19 protein-coding genes are annotated in these 25911 nt (G+C 45.7%); 17 read left to right on the forward strand and 2 right to left on the reverse strand.

Annotation, left to right across the window (positions count from 1 at the left end):
- The first annotated feature begins 7 nt into the window (after window positions 1–7).
- The 17 genes from murE (at window position 8) to L1D22_RS12900 (ending at window position 24270) form a co-directional block, all read left to right on the forward strand.
- Entirely contained in the window at window positions 8–1492 is a 1485-nt protein-coding gene (gene murE, locus L1D22_RS12820; protein WP_239830085.1) for a UDP-N-acetylmuramoyl-L-alanyl-D-glutamate--2,6-diaminopimelate ligase, read from the forward strand.
- On the forward strand, window positions 1492–2865 hold the full coding sequence (murF, locus tag L1D22_RS12825; protein ID WP_239830086.1) for a UDP-N-acetylmuramoyl-tripeptide--D-alanyl-D-alanine ligase: 1374 nt from the start codon (window positions 1492–1494) through the stop codon (window positions 2863–2865). The genes murE and murF overlap by 1 nt, the downstream gene beginning before the upstream one ends.
- Window positions 2862–3944, forward strand: coding sequence for a phospho-N-acetylmuramoyl-pentapeptide-transferase (mraY, locus tag L1D22_RS12830; protein ID WP_017059284.1), 1083 nt, complete (start codon window positions 2862–2864; stop codon window positions 3942–3944). Before murF ends, mraY begins: the two co-directional genes overlap by 4 nt.
- Before the next feature lie 58 nt (window positions 3945–4002).
- Window positions 4003–5319: a UDP-N-acetylmuramoyl-L-alanine--D-glutamate ligase gene (gene murD / locus L1D22_RS12835; protein WP_239830087.1), complete on the forward strand. Its 1317-nt coding sequence runs from the start codon at window positions 4003–4005 to the stop codon at window positions 5317–5319.
- A gap of 22 nt (window positions 5320–5341) precedes the next feature.
- Window positions 5342–6538 (forward strand): cell division protein FtsW, encoded by a 1197-nt coding sequence (gene ftsW / locus L1D22_RS12840; protein WP_017629347.1) that lies wholly within the window; start codon window positions 5342–5344, stop codon window positions 6536–6538.
- Between the two features lie 12 nt (window positions 6539–6550).
- Window positions 6551–7612, forward strand: coding sequence for an undecaprenyldiphospho-muramoylpentapeptide beta-N-acetylglucosaminyltransferase (murG, locus tag L1D22_RS12845; RefSeq protein WP_239830107.1), 1062 nt, complete (start codon window positions 6551–6553; stop codon window positions 7610–7612).
- 13 nt (window positions 7613–7625) lie between these two features.
- Window positions 7626–9086, forward strand: a complete 1461-nt coding sequence (gene murC, locus L1D22_RS12850; RefSeq protein ID WP_239830088.1) for a UDP-N-acetylmuramate--L-alanine ligase — start codon at window positions 7626–7628, stop codon at window positions 9084–9086.
- A gap of 191 nt (window positions 9087–9277) precedes the next feature.
- Window positions 9278–10057, forward strand: a complete 780-nt coding sequence (locus tag L1D22_RS12855; protein ID WP_239830089.1) for a cell division protein FtsQ/DivIB — start codon at window positions 9278–9280, stop codon at window positions 10055–10057.
- Window positions 10050–11318, forward strand: a complete 1269-nt coding sequence (gene ftsA, locus L1D22_RS12860; protein ID WP_017056050.1) for a cell division protein FtsA — start codon at window positions 10050–10052, stop codon at window positions 11316–11318. The genes L1D22_RS12855 and ftsA overlap by 8 nt, the downstream gene beginning before the upstream one ends.
- Window positions 11319–11349: 31 nt before the next feature.
- Window positions 11350–12579 carry a cell division protein FtsZ gene (ftsZ, locus tag L1D22_RS12865; protein ID WP_239830090.1) on the forward strand — a complete coding sequence of 410 codons (1230 nt, stop codon included), beginning with the start codon at window positions 11350–11352 and terminating at the stop codon, window positions 12577–12579.
- Between the two features lie 96 nt (window positions 12580–12675).
- Window positions 12676–13593: a UDP-3-O-acyl-N-acetylglucosamine deacetylase gene (lpxC, locus tag L1D22_RS12870; protein WP_010434751.1), complete on the forward strand. Its 918-nt coding sequence runs from the start codon at window positions 12676–12678 to the stop codon at window positions 13591–13593.
- 388 nt (window positions 13594–13981) lie between these two features.
- On the forward strand, window positions 13982–16708 hold the full coding sequence (gene secA / locus L1D22_RS12875) for a preprotein translocase subunit SecA (protein WP_239830091.1): 2727 nt from the start codon (window positions 13982–13984) through the stop codon (window positions 16706–16708).
- Window positions 16709–17057: 349 nt separating this feature from the next.
- The gene (gene mutT, locus L1D22_RS12880) at window positions 17058–17456 is read left to right on the forward strand and encodes an 8-oxo-dGTP diphosphatase MutT (protein ID WP_176680906.1); all 399 of its coding nucleotides are present in this window, start codon (window positions 17058–17060) and stop codon (window positions 17454–17456) included.
- Between the two features lie 92 nt (window positions 17457–17548).
- Entirely contained in the window at window positions 17549–18373 is an 825-nt protein-coding gene (dapB, locus tag L1D22_RS12885) for a 4-hydroxy-tetrahydrodipicolinate reductase (protein ID WP_026084086.1), read from the forward strand.
- A 502-nt stretch (window positions 18374–18875) separates the two neighbouring features.
- Entirely contained in the window at window positions 18876–20048 is a 1173-nt protein-coding gene (gene carA / locus L1D22_RS12890) for a glutamine-hydrolyzing carbamoyl-phosphate synthase small subunit (RefSeq protein ID WP_239830092.1), read from the forward strand.
- A gap of 16 nt (window positions 20049–20064) precedes the next feature.
- Window positions 20065–23295: a carbamoyl-phosphate synthase large subunit gene (gene carB, locus L1D22_RS12895; protein ID WP_239830093.1), complete on the forward strand. Its 3231-nt coding sequence runs from the start codon at window positions 20065–20067 to the stop codon at window positions 23293–23295.
- A gap of 195 nt (window positions 23296–23490) precedes the next feature.
- The gene (locus tag L1D22_RS12900; protein WP_102319698.1) at window positions 23491–24270 is read left to right on the forward strand and encodes a TSUP family transporter; all 780 of its coding nucleotides are present in this window, start codon (window positions 23491–23493) and stop codon (window positions 24268–24270) included.
- Here the strand turns inward: L1D22_RS12900 and L1D22_RS12905 are convergent.
- Window positions 24221–25066: a LysR family transcriptional regulator gene (locus L1D22_RS12905; protein ID WP_239830094.1), complete on the reverse strand. Its 846-nt coding sequence runs from the start codon at window positions 25064–25066 to the stop codon at window positions 24221–24223. The genes L1D22_RS12900 and L1D22_RS12905 overlap by 50 nt on opposite strands.
- A 172-nt stretch (window positions 25067–25238) precedes the next feature.
- Entirely contained in the window at window positions 25239–25856 is a 618-nt protein-coding gene (locus L1D22_RS12910) for a TRIC cation channel family protein (protein WP_048658038.1), read from the reverse strand.
- Window positions 25857–25911 lie beyond the last annotated feature (55 nt).

Here is a 25911-nt window from a genome sequence, read left to right on the forward strand (position 1 = left end):
ATTCAATATGAGTAATAGCCTCACGCTGTCATCTTTACTTTCTCCTTGGGGAGACTTCAGTTCTTCTGAGCTAGATGCGATTGCTGTTGAGCAATTGGAGTTGGATAGCCGTGCAATCAAGGACGGTGATATTTTTGTTGCCATTGTTGGGCATGCCGTTGATGGTCGTCGCTTTATCGAAAAAGCGATCGCTCAAGGTGCGAAAGCCATCATCGCACAGGCTGGTGATGACAAAGCTCATGGCTTGGTTGAGTGGTTAAATGCAGTTCCTGTTGTTTATGTAGCAGAGCTAAATTCAATTCTCTCTGAACTGGCTGGTCGAGTTTACTCTTCTCAAGCGACCAAACTGATTGGTGTTACTGGCACCAATGGCAAAACCACCATCACTCAATTGATTGCTCAATGGCTTGATCTCGTTGGTCAACGCTCTGCGGTAATGGGCACTACAGGTAATGGCTTCTTAGATAATCTAAAAACAGCGGCTAACACCACAGGCAGCGCGATTGAAATACAGCGCACGCTGAGTGAGTTGGCTGAAGAAAAAGCCGTTTATACCGCGATGGAAATCTCGTCTCATGGTTTGGTTCAAGGCCGAGTAAAAGCATTGGATTTTGAGGTTGGTGTATTCACAAACCTGAGTCGTGACCACTTGGATTATCACGGCACGATGGAAGAGTACGCACTGGCTAAGAAAAGCCTGTTTACTCAACACAAATGCAAGCATGCAGTCATTAATGTGGATGACGAAGTGGGTAAAGCTTGGATGTCAGACTTGTCCAATGCGATAGCGGTTTCATTGCTTCCGTTGTCTGGTTACCAACAGTCGGTGTGGGCCTCTGATGTCGCTTATGCGGAGACAGGCATCAAACTCAATTTTGATGGTAGCTGGGGGCAAGGTCAGCTTTCGGTTCCTTTAATTGGTCAGTTCAACGCATCAAATGTGTTGGTTGCTTTCGCGACTCTGCTTTCACTAGGCATCGACAAGCAAATCTTGGTCGACACTGCGCCTCAGCTTCAACCTGTGATTGGTCGTATGGAACTGTTCCAAGTACCAAACAAAGCAAAAGTCGTTGTCGATTACGCGCACACACCAGATGCTCTAGAAAAAGCATTGGCAGCACTGCGAGTTCACTGCTCTGGAAAGCTTTGGGCTATCTTCGGCTGTGGTGGCGACCGCGACACAGGTAAGCGCCCAATGATGGCGGTAACGGCTGAGCAGTTCGCCGACAAAATTATTATTTCAGATGACAACCCTCGCAGCGAAGATCCTGCTTTGATTGTTAAAGACATGCTTGCTGGCTTAAGCGAACCTGAATCTGCATTCGTCGAGCACGATCGCTATCAAGCGGTTAAGTTTGCTCTAGAACAGGCTGGTAGTAATGACATTATTCTTTTGGCTGGTAAAGGCCATGAGGATTACCAAGTATTGAAAGACGAAACGATCCATTACTCAGATCGCGAGTCTGCGCTGCAACTTTTAGGTATTTCATAATGATTGATGTATCACTTGAGCAGATTTGCTCAGCGGTGAGCGGTCAGTTGATTGAGGCTGGCAAGTCGAGCAATAGTGTTATTAATGCGGTTTCTACTGACACTCGCACCGTTGAAGAGGGGGCACTGTTTGTTGCTCTTGTTGGCGAACGTTTTGATGCGCATGACTTTTGTCATCAAGCGGTAGAGGCTAATGCGAGCGCGTTGTTAGTCGAACGAAAACTTGACCTAAATATTACTCAAGTTGTTGTTGAAGACACTAAACTTGCTTTAGGTCAGCTAAGTGCTTGGATTCACGAGCAATGTAACGTCCCAACTATGGCGATTACAGGCAGCTGCGGTAAGACGACCGTTAAAGAGATGGTCGCAAGTATTTTACAACAACGTGGCAAGGTGCTGTTTACAGCGGGTAACTTCAATAATGATATTGGTGTTCCGCTAACCTTGTTACGCAGTGAGCCAAGTGATGATTACGCGGTGATCGAATTAGGCGCCAATCACATCGGTGAAATTGCTTACACCACTCAGCTAGTGAAACCACAGGTTGCTTTGGTAAATAATGTGGCAGCGGCGCACCTAGAAGGATTTGGCTCAATTGATGGTGTGAAGCAAGCAAAAGGTGAAATTTTTCAGGGGCTTGCAGCTGGTGACACTGCTATTGTTAGTTTAGAGAGTAACGGTGGCGAATTTTGGAGTGAAGTTCTCGCAGATAAAGCGGTTCTGAGCTTTTCAGAAAGTGATGATACAGCGGATTACTTTGCCAAAAATATTCGTATCAACGAGCAAGGTGAAGCGTGCTTTGATATGCAGACACCAAAAGGTTCTGTGCCCGTTGAACTTGGCATTATCGGCCAGCACAATGTGGCAAACGCATTAGCGGCAGCAGCACTGAGCATTCAATTCGGTGCCACGCTTGCAGAAATTAAAAGCGGTTTAGCGAATCTTATCTCCGTTAAAGGCCGAGTTGAGGTTCAACAGTTAAGTCAGAATATCAAGCTGATAGATGACAGTTACAACGCCAGCGTACCGGCAATGAAGGCTGCAGCGAAATTGCTGTCGAGCTTCAAAGGTCAACGTTGGTTGATTTTAGGCAATATGGCTGAATTAGGCGATGAAAGCCTTGCACTTCACCGTCAAGTCGGTGAATATGCTGCCCCATTCGCTTTTGAGCATGTACTCACTTACGGTGATGATACCAAGGTGATTAGTGAGGTCTGTAATGGTACCCACTTTACTACGCATCAAGCGATGATCGCGCACATAGAGCAGCACTTGAGCTTGCCAGAAAACGCGCCACATACCATGTTGGTAAAAGGCGCCAATAGTGCAGGAATGAGTAAAATAGCCGCTGCTTTAAAGGAGAACTTTTCATGATAATTTGGCTTGCAGAGCTACTACAGCCACACTTTTCTTTTTTCCGTTTGTTCGAATACCTATCGTTTCGTGCAATCGCGAGCATTTTGACTGCTTTATGTCTGTCGCTGTGGATGGGACCTCGTTTAATTGAGCGTCTGCAAATGCTGCAAATTGGTCAAGTTGTTCGTAACGACGGCCCTGAGTCTCACTTTAGTAAGCGTGGTACACCAACCATGGGTGGTGTGATGATCCTTGCTGCGATCATTATTACAGTCTTGCTTTGGGCTGACTTATCAAACCCTTACGTTTGGGCAGTACTTGTAGTGCTTGGTGGATATGGCGCGGTTGGCTTTGTTGATGATTATCGTAAAGTTGTTCGCAAGAACACTGATGGTTTGATTGCTCGTTGGAAGTACTTCTGGCAGTCGGCGATTGCTTTGGTAGTGGCATTTGCTCTGTATGCTCATGGGCAAGATACTGCAGCAACACAATTGGTGGTTCCTTTCTTCAAAGATGTGATGCCACAACTTGGTTTACTGTACATTGTTCTAACTTACTTTGTTATTGTGGGTACCAGTAACGCGGTAAACCTAACAGACGGCCTAGATGGCTTGGCGATTATGCCAACGGTTATGGTTGCTGCTGGTTTTGCTGTTATCGCTTGGGCGACAGGTAACGTTAACTTCGCGGCATATCTACACATTCCATACATTCCATATACCTCTGAATTGGTTGTGGTATGTACTGCTATCGTGGGTGCTGGCCTTGGCTTCCTATGGTTCAACACTTACCCAGCACAAGTATTCATGGGCGATGTTGGCTCTCTAGCACTGGGTGGTGCGTTAGGTGTGATTGCGGTACTTGTTCGTCAAGAGTTGGTACTGGTTATTATGGGCGGTGTGTTTGTAATGGAGACCTTGTCAGTAATCCTGCAGGTGGGTTCTTACAAATTGCGTGGTCAACGTATTTTCCGTATGGCACCGATTCATCATCACTATGAACTTAAAGGCTGGCCTGAGCCGCGCGTAATCGTGCGCTTCTGGATCATCTCAATGGTATTAGTACTGGTTGGCCTAGCGACACTGAAAGTTCGTTAACCCTATGCGAGCCTCTGTCATAGAGGCTCTTTAAAACTATTAAGAGCATCTTGTTTAAATGGAACGTTGGCAAAATATTCAAAATGTAGTGGTTGTGGGGCTCGGTATTACCGGGCTCTCTGTCGTTAAACATCTCGTAAAATATCAACCTCACACTCATGTGAAGGTCATTGATACGCGAGAACTACCGCCGGGCAGAGAGTCTTTGCCTGAATCGGTAGAACTGCATTCTGGAAGCTGGAATAGCCAATGGTTAGCGGAAGCTGATTTGGTGATTGCTAACCCAGGTATCGCCTTAGCGACGCCTGAAATTCAAGATGTTATCCAAGCGGGTACTCCAGTTGTTGGCGATATTGAACTGTTTGGCTGGGCGGTGAATAAACCCGCCGTGGCGATCACTGGCTCAAATGGCAAGAGTACCGTGACGGATTTGACTGGTGTGCTTGCTAAAGCGGCAGGCCTTAACGTTGGTGTCGGTGGCAATATTGGTATTCCGGCTTTAGACCTTCTTGAGCTTGATGCAGATTTATATGTGCTCGAGCTATCAAGCTTCCAGTTAGAGACCACATCGAATCTGAACCTTGCAGCGGCAGCCTTTTTGAACCTGTCTGAAGATCACATGGATCGCTATCAAGGCATGGCTGACTACCGCGAGGCTAAGTTAAGAATCTTCAATAACGCGCAGTGTGCGATTGTAAACCGTGAAGACAAAGAAACTTACCCAGACCTGACAATGCCATTGGTGACATTTGGACTCGATGATCAAGAGTTTGGTGTTGCGACGATTGATGGTACGGAGTGGTTAGTCGATAACGGTAAACCTGTGCTTGCTACTCAAGACTTAACATTGGTTGGACGTCATAATGTGGCGAATGCGTTAGTCTCTTTAGCGTTATTGAAGCAAGTTGGTATCGATTACAGCAATAGCCTTGAAGCTTTGAAAGCTTACAATGGTTTGACTCATCGCTGCCAAGTGGTGGCTGACAAGCGCGAAATCAAATGGGTTAACGACTCAAAAGCAACCAACGTAGCGAGCACATTAGCGGCTCTGTCCGGTTTAGAGTACCAAGGTACTTTGTATCTCTTGGTTGGTGGCGTTGGTAAAGGTGCTGACTTTAGCGAGCTTAAACCTGTATTGGCGCAACTAGATCGTGTTCAGTTGTGTTGCTTCGGTGAAGATGCAGATCAATTTATGCCGTTGCATCCATCAGCACAAAAGTTCGAGACCATGCAGCAGATAATCGAATCTATCTCACCACAACTGGTGGCTGGAGATATGGTGATGCTGTCTCCTGCGTGCGCAAGCTTCGATCAATTTAATAATTTCATGGCGAGAGGTGATGCGTTCACTGACCTTGCTCATGAGTATGCCTAACGTGTTGAAGGACTAGCATTCAGTGCAAAGAGTGAAAGAGATCAATCAATCTATTTGGCAATGGCTTAACCGTGCCACACCAGAGGCGCTCTACGATCGTCAGTTGGTATGGATTGCTCTTGGACTGATGTTGACGGGCTTGGTAATGGTAACGTCGGCTTCGTTCCCAATCAGTGCTCGTTTAACCGATCAGCCGTTTCACTTTATGTTCCGTCATGCCATCTTCCTTGTGTTGGCGTTAGGTGTGTCCAGCGTCATATTACAGATCCCGATGCAACGCTGGTTTCAGTACAGTATGTACTTACTGGGCTTGTCCTTCTTCTTGCTGATCGTAGTATTAGCGGTCGGTAAGTCAGTTAACGGTGCATCGCGTTGGATCCCTCTCGGCTTATTTAACCTACAGCCAGCCGAAGTCGCCAAGCTATCACTGTTTATCTTTATGGCGGGCTACTTGGTTCGAAAACAAGACGAAGTAAGGAAAACCTTCTTCGGTGGTTTCGGTAAACCTATCATGGTATTTGGCGCCTTTGCTGTGTTGCTGCTCGGTCAACCCGATTTAGGTACCGTAGTCGTAATGCTGGTTACCCTGTTCGGCATGTTATTTATCGCCGGTGCCAAACTTTCACAGTTTATTGCCTTGATGGTGGCGGGCATTGCCGCTGTTGTCGGCTTGATTGTCATAGAACCCTATCGTGTTCGACGTGTGACCTCTTTCTGGGAACCTTGGAATGACCCGTTCGGCAGTGGCTACCAGTTAACCCAATCATTGATGGCCTTCGGTCGTGGTGATTGGATGGGGCAAGGGCTTGGCAACTCAATTCAAAAACTCGAATATCTACCGGAAGCACACACCGACTTTGTATTTGCTGTATTGGCCGAGGAACTTGGCTTCGTCGGTGTTACCTTAGTGCTGATGCTGATCTTTAGTTTGGTGTTTAAAGCCATTCTTATTGGCAAAAAAGCCTTCGATAACGACCAAGTGTTCAGTGGCTATTTGGCTTTCGGTATTGGTATTTGGTTTGCTTTTCAAACGCTTGTTAACGTAGGCGCTGCTTCAGGTATTGTTCCAACTAAAGGTCTAACCTTGCCGTTAATCAGTTATGGTGGTTCAAGTCTTATCGTGATGTCGGTGGCGGTTTCTATGCTGCTGCGTATCGATCACGAATGCCGGATACAACAAAAAGAACAAGCCGACAATCAAAACGAATTAGTAGAATAAGAATCTAACGTGATGAAACAAAACAAAAAACTTTTAGTGATGGCTGGTGGTACTGGCGGTCATGTTTTCCCAGGGCTAGCGGTGGCTAAAAAGCTTCAGCAGCAAGGTTGGGAAATTCGCTGGTTAGGAACCGCAGACAGAATGGAAGCGGATTTAGTGCCAAAGCATGGCATTGAGATCGACTTCATCAAAGTGAAAGGCCTGCGCGGTCAAGGCATTAGCAAGCTAATTAAAGCGCCGTTCCAGATTATCAATGCCATACTTCAAGCAAGGCAGCACATCAAAGCATGGCAGCCAGATGTGGTGCTTGGCATGGGCGGCTACGTAAGTGGTCCCGGCGGTATCGCGGCATGGTTGTCTGGTATTCCAGTGGTACTGCATGAGCAAAATGCAGTGGCAGGTTTAACTAACCAATGGCTGTCTAAAATTGCTAAAAAGGTATTCCAAGCTTTCCCTGGTGCGTTTCCTACTGCGGAAGTGGTAGGTAATCCTGTACGTGAAGATGTGGTTGCCTTAGCTGAACCAGAGCAACGCATGGCGGAGCGTGATGGCGATATTCGCATCTTGGTGATGGGCGGTAGCCAAGGCGCTAAGATCCTAAATGATACCTTGCCAGTGACGATGGCGCAGCTTGGCGAAGGCTTCACAGTGATGCACCAAGCGGGCAAGAACAACCAACAACAAGTTATTGAGCAATACAAATCACATTCTGTAGATAATGTTCAAGTGACTGAATTTATTGATGATGTGGCGCAAGCTTATGAGTGGGCAGATCTATTAGTGTGTCGCTCAGGTGCATTAACCGTATCAGAAGTCTCTGCGGCGGGTGTGGGTTCTATCTTCGTTCCGTTTATGCACAAAGACAGACAACAAGCGCTGAACGCCGATCACTTAGTTGAGTGTGGCGCAGCGTTAATGATTGAACAGCCTCAACTGACGGCTGATAAGCTAGCGAATACGATCGCCGGGCTTGATAGAAATGAATTAAAAATGATGGCAGCAAAAGCTCGTCAAGCAGCCAAGCTTGATGCTGATGTGACCGTCGCTGAAGCGATTAAAGCTTTAGCAAAATAATGAGATTGAATTGATGACGATTGAACATACCCAAGACTTAGCGCAAATCCGTGCAATGGTGCCAGAGATGCGCCGTGTTAAATCTATCCACTTCATTGGTATTGGTGGTGCAGGCATGAGCGGGATTGCTGAAGTCCTGCTAAATGAAGGCTACCAAATCACAGGTTCTGATATTGCTCAAAACCCAGTGACTGATCGTTTAGTTAGCAAGGGCGCGACCGTTTACATTGGTCACCAAGCAAGTAACGTTGCCGATGCAAGTGTGGTGGTGGTATCAACCGCTATCAACGAAGAAAACCCAGAGATTATTGCAGCTCGTGAAGCGCGCACACCTATCGTTCGTCGTGCGGAAATGCTGGCTGAGCTGATGCGTTTTCGTCATGGCATTGCTGTGGCAGGTACGCACGGTAAAACAACAACAACGGCTTTGGTTACACAGATTTATTCTGAAGCAGGCTTAGATCCGACCTTCGTTAACGGTGGTTTGGTGAAAAGTGCGGGTACTAATGCTCGTCTAGGTTCAAGCCGTATCCTTATTGCTGAAGCTGACGAAAGTGATGCGTCATTCTTACATCTGCAACCAATGGTTAGTATCGTAACTAACATTGAAGCGGATCATATGGATACTTACGGTGGCGACTTTGAAACGCTAAAGCAGACGTTTATCGATTTCCTGCACAACCTACCATTCTACGGTCAGGCTGTGATGTGTGTAGATGATCCTGTTGTACGTGAGCTGATCCCTCAGGTAAGCCGCCAAGTGATTACTTACGGCTTCTCTGAAGACGCAGATATCCGTATTGAAAACTACGTACAAGAAGGCCAACAAGGCAAGTTTACGGTTGTACGTGAAGGCAAAGCGAACCTAGATATCACGTTGAACATCCCAGGTCGCCACAACGCACTGAATGCATCAGCGGCGATTGCGGTTGCGACTGAAGATGACATCAGCGATGAAGCGATTCTAAAAGCGATGGCGGGAACCGAAGGTACTGGTCGCCGTTTCGATCACCTTGGTGAGTACGAAACGGGTAAAGGCGTGGCGATGTTGGTCGATGATTACGGTCATCACCCAACGGAAGTGGATGTGACGATTCAAGCTGCTCGCAGTGGCTGGACTGACAAACGTCTCGTGATGATCTTCCAACCACACCGCTACAGCCGAACACGTGATTTATATGATGATTTTGCGAACGTTCTTGAACAAGTTGATGTCTTAATCTTATTAGATGTGTATTCAGCAGGTGAGAAACCGATTGCAGGGGCTGACGGACGTTCACTAAGTCGAACTATTCGTGGGCGTGGTAAGATTGATCCAATCTTTGTTGCTGATATCAACACACTGCCATCGGCTCTAGCGAACGTAATTCAAGGCGGCGACCTTGTTTTAACACAGGGTGCAGGTGATGTTGGTCGTGTAGCTAAGCAACTTGAATCGCTACAATTAGACATTAATAAAATGCATAACGCGTAACAGAATAGCGTCTACATACTGTGGTCGATCGCTCACTTCTTGCGATTGACCTAAAATTGACCAAAAATCTTATTATCAACGTTTGATAGTTTGATTTTGCTCAGTATAATTCATAGGTTAAAGTAAGTGCTTTTACCTCTATTACGAAGATAGGGAATAGAATTGCGAACCAACGACAGGGAATGCGGGCTTTGGTAGAAAGTACTTTTAGCGAAAACCGCCACCTATTCAGTTTACCGTCGCTCAAGAAACACGCCTTAGGCGGGTCTTTTTTTGTCATGGTATTGCTATTCATTGGGTTTCTTTTCTATACCACACTGACTTGGATGTGGGACGATCAGCGATTGCCTCTCTCCAAAATAGTACTTCAAGGCGACTTAACTTACGTAACCGCTGGTGATGTTCAACATGCCTTTGGCGAGCTTGAACACATTGGAACATTTATGTCGCAAGACATCGGCGTGTTGCAAGACAGTTTAGAAGCGTTACCTTGGGTATCTGTTGTCTCTATTCGTAAGCAGTGGCCAGACACAATAAAAGTATTTTTGACTGAGTACCATGCGGCAGCAATCTGGAACGGCAACATGCTGCTGAATGACGATGGTCAGGTGTTCAATGGTGATATCGGCCTATTAAAGGGCGATAGAGTTAAGCTTTACGGCCCAGACGGCACCAGCCAAGAAGTGATAGAAAAGTGGCGACACATAACTCCTTTGATTAACAGTCTAGGGTTAACCGTTACCTCGCTCGTTCTCAATGAGCGTCGCGCTTGGCAAATAATCCTAGATAACGGTATCCGTTTAGAACTAGGTAAAGATTCTTTAGATGAGCGTGTTGAACGCTTCATTTCGCTTTACAACGAGTTAGGTAGTAAGGCGAATCAAGTGAGCTACATCGACCTCAGGTATGATACGGGAGCCGCTGTAGGCTGGTTTCCAGAGCAAGAGTTAGAAGAGAGCACAGATGACTAAGACCGCAGATGACAACATAATCGTTGGTCTTGATATAGGCACTGCGACCATATCAGCTCTGGTTGGTGAAATATTGCCTGATGGTCAAATCAATATCATTGGTTCTGGGCAAAGCCCATCCAGAGGTATGGATAAAGGTGGTGTAAACGACCTAGAGTCGGTAGTTAAGTCGGTTCAGCGAGCTATTGATCAAGCAGAGCTGATGGCGGAATGCCAAATCAGCAACGTGTTTATCTCGCTATCGGGCAAACATATCGCAAGCCGAATTGAAAAAGGCATGGGCACAATCTCTGATGAAGAGGTGTCTCAAGACGATATGGATCGAGCGATCCATACCGCGAAATCAATTAAAATAGGTGATGAGCAGAGAATTCTGCACGTGATCCCACAAGAATTTACCATTGATTATCAAGAAGGGATTAAGAACCCACTTGGTTTATCTGGTGTTCGAATGGAAGTCAGCGTTCACCTAATTTCTTGCCATAGCGACATGGCGAGAAACATTATTAAAGCTGTTGAACGATGTGGTCTCACAGTAGAACACATCGTGTTTTCAGGACTTGCCTCAAGTAATGCGGTAATTACTGAAGACGAGAGAGAGCTTGGAGTATGTGTGGTGGATATCGGCGCGGGTACGATGGATATTTCCATTTGGACTGGCGGCGCACTGCGACACACAGAAGTCTTTTCCTACGCAGGAAATGCAGTAACCAGTGATATTGCCTTCGCTTTCGGCACGCCAGTGAGCGATGCTGAAGAGATAAAAGTAAACCATGGTTGCGCTCTGAGTGAACTCGTAAGCAAGGATGACTCTGTTAACGTCCCAAGTGTTGGTGGTCGCCCATCGAGAAGTTTGCAACGACAAACTTTGTCGGAAGTGATTGAACCACGTTACACTGAACTTATGGGTCTCGTTAACCAAACTATTGATACGGTTCAATTACAGCTACGAGATGAAGGTATTAAACACCACCTTGCAGCTGGCGTCGTTCTCACTGGTGGAGCGGCACAAATTGACGGATTGGTAGAGTGTGCGGAACGTGTTTTCCGCAATCAAGTTCGAGTTGGTAAGCCATTAGAAGTTAGTGGCTTAACTGACTATGTTAAAGAGCCGTATCATTCTACGGCGGTTGGTTTACTTCATTACGCAAGAGATTGTCAGATCAGTGATGAAGGTGATTACAGCGAACCTAAGCGTTCAGCACCTTCTATGTCTGGTTTGTTTGGCAAATTGCGTAATTGGATACAAAAAGAGTTTTAACCTGAGTTGCAGGAAAAAACGGAGATAACACATGTTTGAACCGATGATGGAAATGTCTGACGATGCAGTAATTAAAGTCGTTGGAGTTGGTGGCGGTGGCGGTAACGCTGTTGAGCACATGGTACGTGAATCAATCGAAGGCGTAGAATTCATCAGTGTTAACACTGATGCTCAAGCACTTCGTAAAACAAGCGTGAGCAGCGTGATCCAAATTGGTGGTGATATCACTAAAGGTTTGGGCGCTGGTGCAAACCCACAAGTAGGCCGTGATGCAGCTCTCGAAGATCGAGAAAGAATTAAAGAAGTTCTAACTGGCGCCGATATGGTATTTATCGCAGCTGGTATGGGCGGTGGTACTGGTACAGGTGCTGCTCCAGTTATTGCTGAAGTTGCGAAAGAGTTGGGTGTGCTAACGGTTGCTGTTGTAACTAAGCCATTCAGCTTTGAAGGCAAAAAGCGTTTAGCGTTTGCTGAGCAAGGTATCGAAGAGCTTTCTAAGCATGTGGATTCTTTAATTACGATTCCAAATGAAAAGCTACTTAAAGTACTTGGCCGTGGCGTAACACTGCTTGAAGCTTTCGCAAGTGCAAATGATGTACTTAAAAACGCTGTACAAGGTATCGCTGAGCTAATTACTCGCCCTGGTATGATTAACGTCGATTTCGCGGATGTTCGCACCGTAATGTCTGAGATGGGTCATGCAATGATGGGTAGCGGTATCGCAAAAGGTGAAGACCGTGCTGAAGAAGCTGCTGAAACGGCAATTTCTAGCCCACTACTAGAAGACATCGACCTAGCTGGTGCACGTGGCGTTCTTGTGAACATCACAGCAGGCCTAGATATGCGTCTAGATGAATTCGAAACAGTAGGTAACACAGTTAAGGCATTCGCATCTGATAACGCAACAGTTGTGATTGGTACTTCTCTAGACCCTGATATGACGGATGAAATCCGCGTAACTGTTGTTGCAACAGGTATCGGTACAGAGAAAAAACCAGACATTACTTTAGTTGCTGGTGGTAAAGCTAAGGTTGCACCAACTCCTCAACCACAGATAGCGGCTCAAACTGCACCAAAAGTGGAAGAGAAAGTGGCACAGCCATTGCAAGAAAAAACTGAGGTTAAACCTCAAGTTAAGCCACAGCCAACAACGTCACCTGTTTCTTCAGGTACAGGCGCTAGCCAAAGTGCTGCACCTAAAGCTGAGAAAGAGAGTGGATATTTAGATATTCCAGCATTCTTACGACGTCAGGCTGATTAACAAACACCCAAAATTTGACTATAGTCGAATTAATGGTAAAATTCGCGGTCGGTAAATACTGACCGTGATTTGTAGCACTGATAACGAGGCAAGCAGATGATCAGACAACGTACTCTGAAAGAAATTGTGAAAACAACTGGTGTGGGTCTCCACTCTGGTCGTAAAGTCACACTTACTCTTCGCCCGGCAGCTGCAAATACAGGCATTGTTTATCGTCGTACAGATGTAAATCCACCTGTAGATTTCCCAGCTGATCCAGCATCAGTTCGTGACACTATGTTATGTACTGCTCTTGTTAATGACGAAGGCGTACGTATCTCTACAGTGGAACACCTTAACGCAGCTCTAGCGGGCATGGGCATCGACAACATTATTGTTGAAGTAGATGCACCAGAGATCCCAATTATGGATGGTAGCGCAAGCCCATTCGTATACTTGCTACAGCAAGCGGGTGTGGAAACACTGAATGCAGCGAAGCGTTTTATTCGTATCAAAAAGCCTATCCGTTTTGAAGATGGCGATAAGTGGGCAGAGTTTGTTCCATTTAACGGCTTCCGTATGGACTTTGAGATCGACTTTAACCACCCAGCAATTGAATCAGATGAGCAACGTTTGTTGTTTGATTTCTCTTCACAAGGCTTTGTGAAAGAAATCTCTCGCGCTCGTACTTTCGGCTTCATGCGCGATATTGAGTACCTACAATCTCAAAACCTAGTACTTGGCGGTAGCTTCGATAACGCTATCGTTCTAGACGAATACCGAATTCTTAATGAAGAAGGTCTGCGTTTTGACAATGAGTTCGTAACTCACAAAGTACTGGATGCGATTGGTGACCTTTACATGTGTGGACACGCTATTATTGGTGAGTTCCGTGCATACAAATCAGGTCACGGCCTAAACAACCAACTACTACGTGCAGTACTTGCTGACGCAGAAGCTTGGGAATGGGCAACATTCGAAGAAGAAGTAGGCTCTCCTGTTGCATTTGCTGAACCAGGAATGGTTCTAGCGTAATTGTTGTTTACAACAATATAAGATTTCGAAAACCAGGTCATTGACCTGGTTTTTTTGTATCTATTTTCCAGATACAGTGTCGTCAACATCCGAAAGTTGACTACCAATGGGCTACAGTCTGGCTAATCCGTCAGCAATTAGAAAGAAAAGTTCCAAGCACATCAAACAAATGGGGTTATAAATGGTCGTTGGTGTGAAAATTACTTACACTAAAGGGCATTAATTTTAACTCAAGCCTTGAAAACTCTACTCTCAAGTACAATATCAAAGATACTAGATTTATCTCAGTATCCTTGGTTAGTAACTGAAGACTAGTTCATAGCTAGTAGAGACTGACGGCATTTAAAATAGATCGCGGACGATCTGAGAACGAAGAGATTCCAAGCACATGATTACTAAGCTGCTGACAAAGGTAATTGGCAGTCGCAATGACAGAACACTGCGCCGCCTTAGAAAAATTGTAAAAGAAATTAATAACTACGAACCAACGTTTGAAGCACTTTCAGACGAAGAGCTAAAAGCAAAAACGGTTGAGTTTCGTGAGCGCTTAGATAAAGGTGAATCGCTAGACCAACTTCTACCGGAAGCATTTGCTACGGTACGTGAAGCGTCTAAGCGTGTTTACGGCATGCGTCACTTTGACGTGCAAATGATTGGTGGCATGGTTCTAAATGCTGGCCAAATTGCAGAAATGCGTACTGGTGAAGGTAAGACTCTTACAGCAACCTTACCAGCTTATCTTAACGCCCTACCTAGCAAAGGTGTTCACGTAGTAACGGTGAACGACTACCTAGCGAAGCGTGATGCGGAAACAAACCGCCCATTATTTGAATTCCTTGGTATGACGGTTGGCGTGAACGTGCCAAACATGGCTCCGCCAGAGAAAAAAGAAGCGTACCAAGCTGACATCCTATACGGAACAAACAACGAGTTTGGTTTCGATTACCTACGTGACAACATGGCTTTCCGTGCTGAAGATCGTGTCCAACGCGAACGCTTCTTCGCTGTTGTCGATGAAGTTGACTCAATCTTAATTGATGAAGCTCGTACTCCACTTATTATCTCTGGCCCTGCTGAAGATAGCTCAGATCTTTACACGCGTATTAACACGTTAATTCCTAACCTTGAGCGCCAAGATAAAGAAGATTCTGAAGAGTACCGTGGTGAAGGTCACTACACCATGGACGAGAAATCGAAGCAGGTTCACCTGACTGAAAACGGTCAAGAATTTGTAGAAGAACTGATGGTGAAAAACGGTCTGATGGAAGAGGGCGACACGCTTTACTCTCCAACAAACATCAGCCTATTGCACCATGTTAATGCAGCGCTTCGTGCACACGTATTGTTTGAGAAGAACGTAGACTACATCGTTACTGAAGATGGCGAAGTGGTTATCGTTGATGAACATACCGGTCGTACAATGCCAGGTCGTCGTTGGTCTGAAGGTTTACACCAAGCTGTTGAAGCGAAAGAAGGTGTGAAGATTCAGAATGAAAACCAGACGCTAGCATCGATTACTTTCCAAAACTTCTTCCGTCTATACGAAAAACTGTCAGGTATGACAGGTACAGCCGACACAGAAGCTTTCGAATTCCAGTCTATCTACGGCCTAGAAACTGTGGTTATCCCAACCAACAAGCCTATGGTTCGTAACGATATGCCAGATGTGGTTTATCGTACTGAAGAAGACAAGTTCAATGCGATCATTGAAGACATTAAAGACCGTGTAGCTGCAGGTCAGCCATCACTGGTTGGTACAGTTTCTATCGAGAAGTCTGAGCTACTGTCTAACGCACTGAAAAAAGCAAAAATTAAGCACAACGTTCTAAACGCCAAGTTCCACGAAATGGAAGCTGAGATCGTTGCACAAGCAGGTACGCCAAGCGCGGTAACTATCGCAACTAACATGGCCGGTCGTGGTACCGATATCGTGTTAGGTGGCAGCTGGCAGGCACAAGTTGAAAAGCTGGATAACCCAACTCAAGAGCAGATCGATAAGATCAAAGCTGACTGGAGAGTAATCCACGATAAAGTACTTGAGTCAGGTGGTCTGCACATCATTGGTACTGAGCGTCATGAATCTCGCCGTATCGATAACCAGCTACGTGGTCGTTCTGGTCGTCAAGGTGATGCAGGTTCTTCTCGTTTCTATCTTTCAATGGAAGACTCACTGCTACGTATCTTCACATCGGATCGTATGGCAGGTCTTATCCAAAGTGGTATGGACGAAGGCGAAGCGATCGAATCTAAGATGCTTTCTCGCTCAATTGAAAAAGCACAACGTAAAGTTGAAGGTCGTAACTTCGATATTCGTAAGCAGCTTCTTGAGTACGATGATGTAGCCAATGACCAACGTAAAGTGGTTTATGAGCTTCGTGACGAACTAATGAGTTCTGACGACATCAGCGAAATGATTGAACACAACCGTGAAGACGTGTTTACTTCGGTTATCGATGAGTACATTGCTCCTCAATCGCTTGAAGATATGTGGGATATCGCAGGTCTGCAAGATCGCCTGAAGAACGACTTCGATCTAGAGTTCGATATTCAAGGTTGGTTAGACGAAGACGACAAGCTTTACGAAGAAGCACTGCGTGAACGTATCCTAGGTATGGCGGTTGATTCGTACAAACAGAAAGAAGAAGTGGTTGGTGCTCAAGTACTACGTAACTTCGAGAAATCTGTAATGCTGCAAACGCTAGATGGCCTTTGGAAAGAACACTTGGCTGCGATGGATCACCTTCGTCAAGGTATCCACCTGCGTGGTTACGCTCAGAAGAACCCGAAACAAGAGTACAAGCGCGAGTCGTTTGAACTGTTTGAAGGTCTACTAGAAGTTCTGAAATCAGATGTTATTACCATCCTTTCTAAAGTTCGCGTTCAGCAACAAGAAGAAGTAGAAAAGATGGAAGCTCAACGTCAAGCTCAAGCTGAAGAAGCGGCGCGTCGTGCACAAGCACAACATGCAACTGCTGAAAACCAGTTAGGTGACGATGAAGCTGAACCAGCATCTCCACAAACGGTAGTACGTGATGAGCGTAAAGTGGGTCGTAACGAGCCATGTCCATGTGGAAGTGGCAAGAAGTACAAGCAGTGTCACGGTAAAATCGCGTAAGTTTAGTGAATCGTTGTTGTAGCGCATGATAGCTGCGTTGGTGGTACTCACTTACAGTCGTAAGCTCTGTGCCACCGCCTTGCTCTCAAGTACTACAACTTAGCTTCATAAAACTGATAAATAGAATATAAAGAGTCGCTTAGGCGGCTCTTTTTGTATGTAAATTTCATGGCTTACTTTGTTATACAAGGAAGTCGTCATTCCCTATAGCGAGGAACTAGCGTAATAGGGAATCTCGTTTAGTTAGACTCACGTTGTTTTAGATCCCCAACTCAGTCGTTCCTCCTTCTTGAGGATGACGCATTCAGGGACTATGTGAGTTAAGCGTCTTATTAAGGAACACCAACACATGAAAAGAATCCATATTGTAGCGGGCATTATCTTTAACCAAGATAAGTCACAAGTATTTATCACTAAGCGCCCAGACGACAAACACAAGGGCGGTTTTTGGGAGTTCCCTGGTGGCAAGGTAGAAGCGGGCGAAACCATTGAACAAGCAATGACTCGTGAGTTGGATGAAGAGATCGGCATTAAAGTGACTGAGCAGTCTTTGTTTGAGCACCTTGAGTTTGATTACACGGACAAGTCACTTAAGTTTGACTTCATCCTTGTGACCGACTTTGAACAGCAACCTTATGGCAAAGAAGGTCAGCAAGGTGAATGGGTAAGTCTTGAATCATTGAATCAATACGCCTTCCCTGAAGCAAATGTGCCAATTTTAGAGCGAGTGGTAAAAGAGTTTTCGTAATTGCTAGCCTGAGTTTGAGATTGTTGTTAGTTTAAAGAGATTAATCGAATGAACGTTGCTGCAAGAGAGAAGTGGCAACGGTAACCAAAACAATGGAGATATTCGCAGTGGTAAGAATTGCAATTGCAGGAGCAGCGGGCCGTATGGGTCGCAACTTGGTGAAAGCCGCTCATCATAATTCAGAAGCAAGTGTTGGTGCTGGCTCAGAGCGTCCAGAGTCATCTTTGGTCGGTGTTGATGTTGGCGAGTTATGTGGTGAAGGTCGTTTTGATGTCGCGTTAGTGGATGACTTGTCTAAAGCCATCGAAGAGTTTGATGTGATTGTCGATTTTACTGCCCCTGTTAGCACATTAGCGAATATTGAACTTTGTAAACGTCACGGTAAAAAGCTAATCATCGGTACGACGGGTTTCTCTGAAGAAGAGAAACAGGTGATTGATGCGGCTTCAAAAGAGATGCCTATTGTAATGGCACCTAACTACAGTGTCGGTGTGAACCTTGTATTTAAGTTGCTAGAAAAGGCCGCTAAAGTCATGGGCGATTACTGCGATGTTGAGATCGTTGAGGCTCACCACCGTCATAAAGTCGATGCACCTTCTGGTACTGCGATTGGTATGGGCGAAGCGATTGCTGGTGCGATGGGCAATGAGCTCAACGATGTAGCTGTATGGTCACGTGAAGGTATTACTGGTGAGCGTACGAAAGATGAGATCGGTTTCGCTACGATTCGTGCCGGTGACATTATTGGTGAACACACCGCTATGTTTGCTGATATCGGTGAGCGAGTCGAAATTACTCATAAAGCCACAGACCGAATGACTTTCGCTAATGGCGCAATCAAGGCTGCAGTCTGGTTAAATGATAAACCAGCCGGCTTTTATACCATGACTGATGTCCTAGGTTTGAATGACCTATAAATAGATATTTATGCGCTGGCAATTGCCGGCGCTTTCTTTATTTGGTACATTTTTCCTCGTAATATCCCTTTTACAAACCTCCCTCTAGTTTCTTCTGATCGTCGATTTTCCTTATTTAACTTTGTTTTTTAATGCTTATAGTGTGTTTTTTGTTTTAGGTCTTTAAATTTCGATCTTTTCTCTTTGTATTTATCGATTGCGTTTTGTTGCTGATATTTTTGTCACTCTATGGTTGGTTAAAATGAGGGGTGAAAATGAGAAAATCGTAATATTCGGCCGAAATGAGCATGAAAGTTAAACTTTTGAAGCTTTGATGGCGTAAATTGAATTAGTCCTTACAAATGTTTAATTTCTTTTGCGTTAAATGTTGACACGTATCACGCACATCACTAAAATACCGCCAATTTGTCTAATTTCCATAAACACGCAGTTTCTGGTGTTGCAGGAAGGTAGATTTGCAAATTAAATCAATTTTAATGCATTTTTATTTCTGGAGGTTGTCTTGAAGAAGTCAGCACTACTTGTCCTAGAAGATGGGACAGTATTTCACGGTGAAGCCATTGGCGCTGTAGGTTCTGCAGTTGGTGAAGTCGTTTTTAATACCTCGATGACGGGGTACCAAGAAATCCTCACTGATCCTTCCTATTCTCAACAAATCGTTACCCTTACTTACCCTCACATTGGCAATACCGGAACCAATTCCGAAGACGAAGAATCTTCTTCAATCCACGCTCAAGGCCTTGTGATTCGCGATCTCCCTCTAATCGCTTCTAACTTCCGTAATGAACAATCCCTTTCTGATTACCTTAAGTCGCAAAACGTTGTTGGTATCGCTGATATCGATACTCGTAAGCTGACGCGTATTCTTCGTGAAAAAGGCGCACAGAACGGTTGTATCGTCGCTGGCTCTTCAGTAAACGACGGAAATTTAGACGAAGCTTTGGCTCTAGCTAAAGCAAAAGAATTCCCTGGCCTGAAAGGTATGGACCTTGCGAAAGAAGTTACAACAAAAGAAGCGTATCAATGGAAACAAGGTTCGTGGACGCTTACGGGTGGACTTCCTGAAGCGAAAGCAGACTCTGAATTGCCATACCACGTTGTTGCTTATGACTTCGGTGCAAAACGAAACATCCTACGAATGCTTGTTGACCGCGGCTGCCGCCTAACGGTTGTTCCAGCTGAAACTTCTGCTGAAGAAGTACTAGCTCTGAACCCAGACGGTGTTTTCCTTTCAAATGGCCCTGGTGACCCAGAACCATGTACTTACGCAATTGAAGCGACAAAAGTGTTCCTAGAAAAAGGCTTACCAATCTTCGGTATCTGTCTAGGTCACCAGATTCTTGCTCTTGCGTCAGGCGCTAAGACAGTGAAGATGAAGTTTGGTCACCACGGTGCAAACCACCCGGTTAAAGATTTAGATCGTGATGTTGTGATGATTACTTCGCAAAACCACGGCTTTGCTGCTGACGAAGAAACCCTTCCAGAGACACTACGTGCAACGCACAAATCACTATTTGATGGTTCTCTACAAGGTATTCACCGTACAGACAAACCAGCATTCAGCTTCCAAGGTCACCCTGAAGCGAGCCCAGGTCCAGAAGACGCAGCGCCGTTATTCGACCACTTTATTGAACTAATTCAGCAGTCTGTTTCAGACAAGCAAGACACAGCGTAATTCGGAGTAGTAGACAATGCCAAAACGTACTGACATTAAAAGTATTCTTATTCTAGGTGCTGGCCCGATCGTTATCGGCCAAGCATGTGAGTTTGATTACTCTGGTGCTCAAGCTTGTAAAGCGCTTCGCGAAGAAGGTTACCGAGTTATTCTTGTAAACTCGAACCCAGCGACAATCATGACTGACCCAGATATGGCCGATGCAACTTACATCGAGCCTATCCAATGGGAAGTTGTGCGTAACATCATCGCTAAAGAGAAGCCTGATGCAGTTCTACCTACTATGGGTGGCCAAACTGCATTGAACTGTGCTCTAGACTTAGAAAAGCACGGCGTTCTTGAAGAGTTCGGTGTTGAAATGATTGGTGCAACGGCTGACGCTATCGATAAAGCAGAAGACCGTTCACGTTTCGATAAAGCAATGAAAGCAATTGGCCTTGAGTGTCCAACTGCTGATACAGCGAAATCTATGGAAGAAGCTTACAAAGTTTTAGACATGGTTGGCTTCCCTTGTATCATTCGTCCATCTTTCACGATGGGTGGTACTGGTGGCGGCATCGCTTACAACAAAGAAGAATTTGAAGAAATCTGTCGTCGTGGTTTGGACTTATCCCCAACAAACGAACTTCTTATCGATGAATCGCTTATCGGTTGGAAAGAGTACGAGATGGAAGTGGTTCGTGACAAAAACGACAACTGCATCATCGTATGTGCGATTGAAAACTTCGACCCAATGGGTATTCACACTGGTGACTCAATCACTGTGGCTCCAGCTCAAACGCTGACCGACAAAGAATACCAACTAATGCGTAACGCATCTCTAGCAGTACTGCGTGAGATTGGTGTTGAAACAGGTGGTTCAAACGTACAGTTTGGTATCAACCCGAAAGATGGCCGTATGGTTATCATCGAGATGAACCCGCGTGTATCTCGCTCTTCTGCACTAGCATCTAAAGCAACAGGTTTCCCAATCGCTAAGATTGCAGCGAAACTGGCTGTTGGCTTCACGCTAGACGAGCTAATGAATGACATCACTGGCGGCGCAACGCCAGCATCATTCGAACCAACAATCGACTACGTAGTAACTAAGATTCCTCGTTTTAACTTCGAGAAATTTGCAGGTGCTAACGACCGTCTAACGACTCAAATGAAGTCTGTTGGTGAAGTTATGGCTATCGGCCGTAACCAACAAGAATCTCTACAAAAAGCACTTCGCGGCCTAGAAGTAGGCGCAACTGGTTTTGACGAAATGGTAGACCTAGATGCACCTGATGCTCTAACGACTATCCGTCACGAACTCAAAGAAGCTGGCGCAGAGCGTATTTGGTACATCGCTGACGCATTCCGTGCTGGTATGTCGGTAGATGGTGTATTCAACCTAACGCAAATCGACCGTTGGTTCCTAGTTCAAATCGAAGACATCGTTAAGCTAGAGCAAGAACTGAAAGCGAAAGGCTTTGCTGGTCTGAACAAGGACGAGCTAAATAAGCTTAAGCGTAAAGGTTTTGCTGATGCGCGCCTATCTAAAATTCTAGGTGTAGCGGAAAGTGAAATCCGTCGTATGCGTGACCAATACGATATCCACCCGGTATACAAGCGTGTAGATACGTGTGCGGCTGAGTTCTCTTCTGATACAGCTTACATGTACTCATCTTACGATGACGAGTGTGAAGCAAACCCAACAGACAAAGACAAGATCATGATTCTAGGCGGCGGTCCAAACCGTATCGGTCAAGGTATTGAATTTGACTACTGTTGTGTACACGCATCATTAGCACTACGTGAAGATGGCTACGAAACTATCATGGTTAACTGTAACCCTGAGACAGTTTCTACAGACTACGATACATCTGACCGTTTGTACTTCGAACCAGTAACTCTGGAAGACGTACTAGCAATCGCTCGTGTTGAGAAGCCAAAAGGCGTTATCGTTCAGTACGGTGGTCAAACGCCACTTAAACTGGCTCGTGCTCTTGAAGCTGCTGGCGTACCTATCATCGGTACTAGCCCAGACGCAATCGACCGTGCAGAAGACCGTGAGCGTTTCCAAGTTGCTGTAGACCGTCTAGGCCTACTTCAGCCAGAAAACGCGACAGTAACAACAATGGAGCAAGCGGTTGAGAAATCTCGCGAAATCGGCTTCCCACTTGTTGTACGTCCTTCTTACGTCCTTGGTGGTCGTGCGATGGAAATCGTATACGACGAGCAAGATTTACGTCGCTACTTCAACGAAGCAGTTAGCGTATCAAACGAATCTCCAGTACTACTTGATAGCTTCCTAGACGACGCTGTTGAAGTAGACGTAGATGCGATTTGTGACGGTGAGCGCGTAGTTATCGGCGGTATCATGGAGCACATCGAGCAAGCGGGTGTTCACTCAGGTGACTCAGCATGTTCTCTTCCTGCATACACGCTAAGCCAAGAAATCCAAGACGTAATGCGCGAGCAAGTTGAAAAGCTAGCGTTCGAGTTGGGTGTTCGTGGTCTGATGAACACGCAGTTTGCTGTTAAGAACAATGAAGTGTACCTAATCGAGGTTAACCCTCGTGCAGCACGTACGGTTCCATTCGTATCTAAAGCAACTGGCGCGCCAATCGCTAAGATTGCTGCTCGTGTAATGGCGGGTCAATCGCTAGAGTCTCAAGGCTTTACGAAAGAAATCATCCCACCTTACTACTCAGTGAAAGAAGTTGTGCTTCCATTCAACAAGTTCCCTGGTGTTGACCCACTGTTAGGCCCAGAAATGCGCTCTACTGGTGAAGTTATGGGTGTTGGTGCGACGTTCGCAGAAGCATACTCTAAAGCTGAATTGGGTTGTGGCAACATCTACCCAGAAGGCGGCCGTGCACTTCTTTCTGTTCGCGAAGGCGACAAAGAGCGTGTTGTTGACCTAGCATCTAAGCTATCTAAGCTTGGTTACCAGCTAGACGCAACACACGGTACAGCGGTTATCCTTGGTGAAGCGGGTATCAACCCACGTCTAGTAAACAAGGTACACGAAGGTCGTCCTCACATTCTTGACCGTATCAAGAACAACGAGTACACGTACATCGTGAACACAGCAGCTGGCCGTCAAGCGATTGAAGATTCTAAAGTACTTCGTCGTGGCGCATTGGCTGAGAAAGTTAACTACACGACTACGCTAAACGCTGCGTTCGCGACTTGTATGGCGCACACTGCAGACGCGAAAACGTCAGTAACTTCAGTTCAAGAGCTACACGCACAGGTTAAAGCTTCTCAAGCTTAATCGCCTAAAGTGTATCGCTGTTAAGCGGATATAAATGCTCAAAGCCCACTCTTCGGAGTGGGCTTTTTTATGTCTGTAATCTAGCATGAGTTAAATGATGAATATTTGGAATAGGTTAGAATCTTGTGTTTCGTTGTTGATCGTTTGCTCACGATGGTAACTTGTCGCTACACGAGAATTTAAGGCGTCGGGTATATGGAAATCACTCTGGAAATATTGGCTATCTTGTTTGTTGTAGCAACGGCAGCAGGCTTTATTGATGCAATGGCTGGCGGAGGTGGGTTGCTGACTCTACCTGCATTGCTCGCGGCTGGAGTACCACCAACGCAAGCACTGGCGACCAACAAACTCCAAAGCTCATTTGGCAGCTTCTCAGCGAGTTGGTACTTCGTGCGTAACGGTATCGTCAGTATCAAGGAGATGCGCCTCGCTATCTTTTGTACTTTTATCGGTTCGGCGATTGGTGCAGAGTTAGTTCAATACATCGATGCGAGTCTTCTGACCAGCGTAATCCCACTGTTACTTATCGCTATCTCTCTCTATTTCTTATTAGCACCACAAACCAGAGCCTCTGAAGGTAAACAAAAGATCTCTGAGGCGATGTTTGCGCTATGTGTGGGCGGCGGTGTTGGTTTCTATGATGGTTTCTTTGGCCCAGGTACAGGCTCAATCTTTACGGTTTGTTTTGTTGCGATTGGTCATTTCTCATTAGTTGATGCTACGGCACGTACCAAAGTACTGAACTTCACCTCGAACATCGCTGCACTGATCTTCTTTATTTTGGCTGGTTTGCCAATTTGGGAGTTAGGATTAGTGATGGCGGTTGGTGGCTTTATGGGCGCTCAGCTTGGCGCTAAAGTCGTGGTGACAAAAGGGCAGAAATGGATTCGCCCTCTTGTGATCGTAATGTCGATGCTGATGGCTTCTAAACTGCTTTGGGAACAGCATCAACAATGGATTCTATCAGTATTTTAACTCTCGGAGACTGATAGCTATTTGGTCTCACACAGACATGAATCGGTCGAATTAAGCCTGCTAATTCTGGAAAGCTATACAAGTATTGAGGCTCAATATTGAGTGTTTTTACGATAGAGAGCGGGATTAACGCTGGCCCAGTCCCGCCCAATGCAAGTTGCGCTGCTGCTGTGTAGGCATCCATCTCCATCAAGGGTTTGATACCGAATTTTTCCAGTACAGATAATTGATAAGAGTTAGCAGGATTGGTCATATCGTTGGTAATGACCAATGGAGGAAGAGCCGTGAGTGGCTGCTTGCTCACAATGTAAAACGGCTCATCAAACAGGTGGAAGGTCATCAACCCGTGATGCGGTGGTAATAAGCCTGCACACAACCCTAGAGTTGCTTTACCTGATTGCACTCGCTCTATGATTCTTGGCGTATGGTTGGTGGTAATGGTGATGTATTTATCTTGCTGGATAAATTGCCCCATCATCTCACCTAAGTAGCCCGCTATTAGAGATTTAGAGCTGTCTAAGGTGATGAGAGTAGTATCTTCCAACTCTTGTTGTTCATAAATAAGACCACGAAGCTCATTGAACGTAGGGCCGATACTCTCGATCAATGCAACCGCATCCGGCGTCAGTTTTATCTGTCGGCCACTCGGCTCGATGAGCTTTTTACCTAGCTTCTTTTCTAAATTTGCAATCCGTTTGCTGACCGCTGATTGGCTGATATAAAGCAAACTGCCGGTACGGCTCATCGTTTTTGCTTTACTCAATACCAGTAAAGTTTCGATTCCTTCGAGTAGCATTTAGTAATATTCATGAAAGTTGGGAATGATTAAACCAAGTTACCTTAAACACCATCCATTCTCTAGTCTTGAAACTTGAAAGGTTGTGTAACGAAGGTAACGATATAAAAATGAGCGCAGCAGAGATCAAGAAGGCTCCTTTCGGAGCCCTTCTATATTGGATAAGGGTAACCTATTTAATTGCGAATGTCGGCAGTGATAAGTGCCAGCGAATAGCCCCAAGCCTAATCAGCAGTGTTGAGAATACACCGGCTAAAAATGCCGTCTCTGAGTCGTGACCCATGCTGATTGCCATGGTGTGAAAAGCGCCACCAATAATACAAGCGGTCGCGTACACTTCACTTCTTAGGATCATCGGCACTTCACGGGCAAGCACGTCACGAATAATACCGCCACCACAACCGGTGATGACACCCATGATAATGGCCACCAATGCAGAGTCTTGGTAAATCAGCGCTTTTTCTACACCAATGCCAACGAATACCGCTAGGCCGATTGCATCACATACTGGCAGTATCCACCACGCCAGACGTTTGGGGCGTCTTACAATGATCATGGTCAGCAAGCAGGTAATGATGATGACCCAAAGGTAGGTGGTGTCAGTGATCCAAAACACTGGAGTTGCACCCAATGCCATGTCACGAATAGTACCGCCGCCAATCGCGGTTACACTGCCTAGAACGGCTACGCCAAAAGGGTCCATCTTAAGACGGCCTGCGACAAAAACGCCTGAAATAGCAAAGATGGCAGTGCCAAATAAATCGATAATATAAAGCAGCATGGAGTCCATGATACTGGTGCTCTTATAGTTAAAATTGTAGGGACAGGTCGGTGGCGAATTGTAC

This window comes from Vibrio sp. Isolate34 (genome assembly GCF_022397915.1).
In the GTDB taxonomy this organism is placed as follows: domain Bacteria; phylum Pseudomonadota; class Gammaproteobacteria; order Enterobacterales; family Vibrionaceae; genus Vibrio.

Coding starts and splice junctions, on each gene's coding strand:
- L1D22_RS12910 (WP_048658038.1), bottom strand. CDS start 25,856: ATGGACTCCATGCTGCTTTATATTATCGATTTATTTGGCACTGCCATC.
- murC (WP_239830088.1), top strand. CDS start 7,626: ATGACGATTGAACATACCCAAGACTTAGCGCAAATCCGTGCAATGGTG.
- mraY (WP_017059284.1), top strand. CDS start 2,862: ATGATAATTTGGCTTGCAGAGCTACTACAGCCACACTTTTCTTTTTTC.
- L1D22_RS12900 (WP_102319698.1), top strand. CDS start 23,491: ATGGAAATCACTCTGGAAATATTGGCTATCTTGTTTGTTGTAGCAACG.
- murF (WP_239830086.1), top strand. CDS start 1,492: ATGATTGATGTATCACTTGAGCAGATTTGCTCAGCGGTGAGCGGTCAG.
- dapB (WP_026084086.1), top strand. CDS start 17,549: ATGGAGATATTCGCAGTGGTAAGAATTGCAATTGCAGGAGCAGCGGGC.
- L1D22_RS12905 (WP_239830094.1), bottom strand. CDS start 25,066: ATGCTACTCGAAGGAATCGAAACTTTACTGGTATTGAGTAAAGCAAAA.
- murD (WP_239830087.1), top strand. CDS start 4,003: ATGGAACGTTGGCAAAATATTCAAAATGTAGTGGTTGTGGGGCTCGGT.
- secA (WP_239830091.1), top strand. CDS start 13,982: ATGATTACTAAGCTGCTGACAAAGGTAATTGGCAGTCGCAATGACAGA.
- murE (WP_239830085.1), top strand. CDS start 8: ATGAGTAATAGCCTCACGCTGTCATCTTTACTTTCTCCTTGGGGAGAC.
- mutT (WP_176680906.1), top strand. CDS start 17,058: ATGAAAAGAATCCATATTGTAGCGGGCATTATCTTTAACCAAGATAAG.
- ftsZ (WP_239830090.1), top strand. CDS start 11,350: ATGTTTGAACCGATGATGGAAATGTCTGACGATGCAGTAATTAAAGTC.
- ftsA (WP_017056050.1), top strand. CDS start 10,050: ATGACTAAGACCGCAGATGACAACATAATCGTTGGTCTTGATATAGGC.
- lpxC (WP_010434751.1), top strand. CDS start 12,676: ATGATCAGACAACGTACTCTGAAAGAAATTGTGAAAACAACTGGTGTG.
- murG (WP_239830107.1), top strand. CDS start 6,551: ATGAAACAAAACAAAAAACTTTTAGTGATGGCTGGTGGTACTGGCGGT.
- carB (WP_239830093.1), top strand. CDS start 20,065: ATGCCAAAACGTACTGACATTAAAAGTATTCTTATTCTAGGTGCTGGC.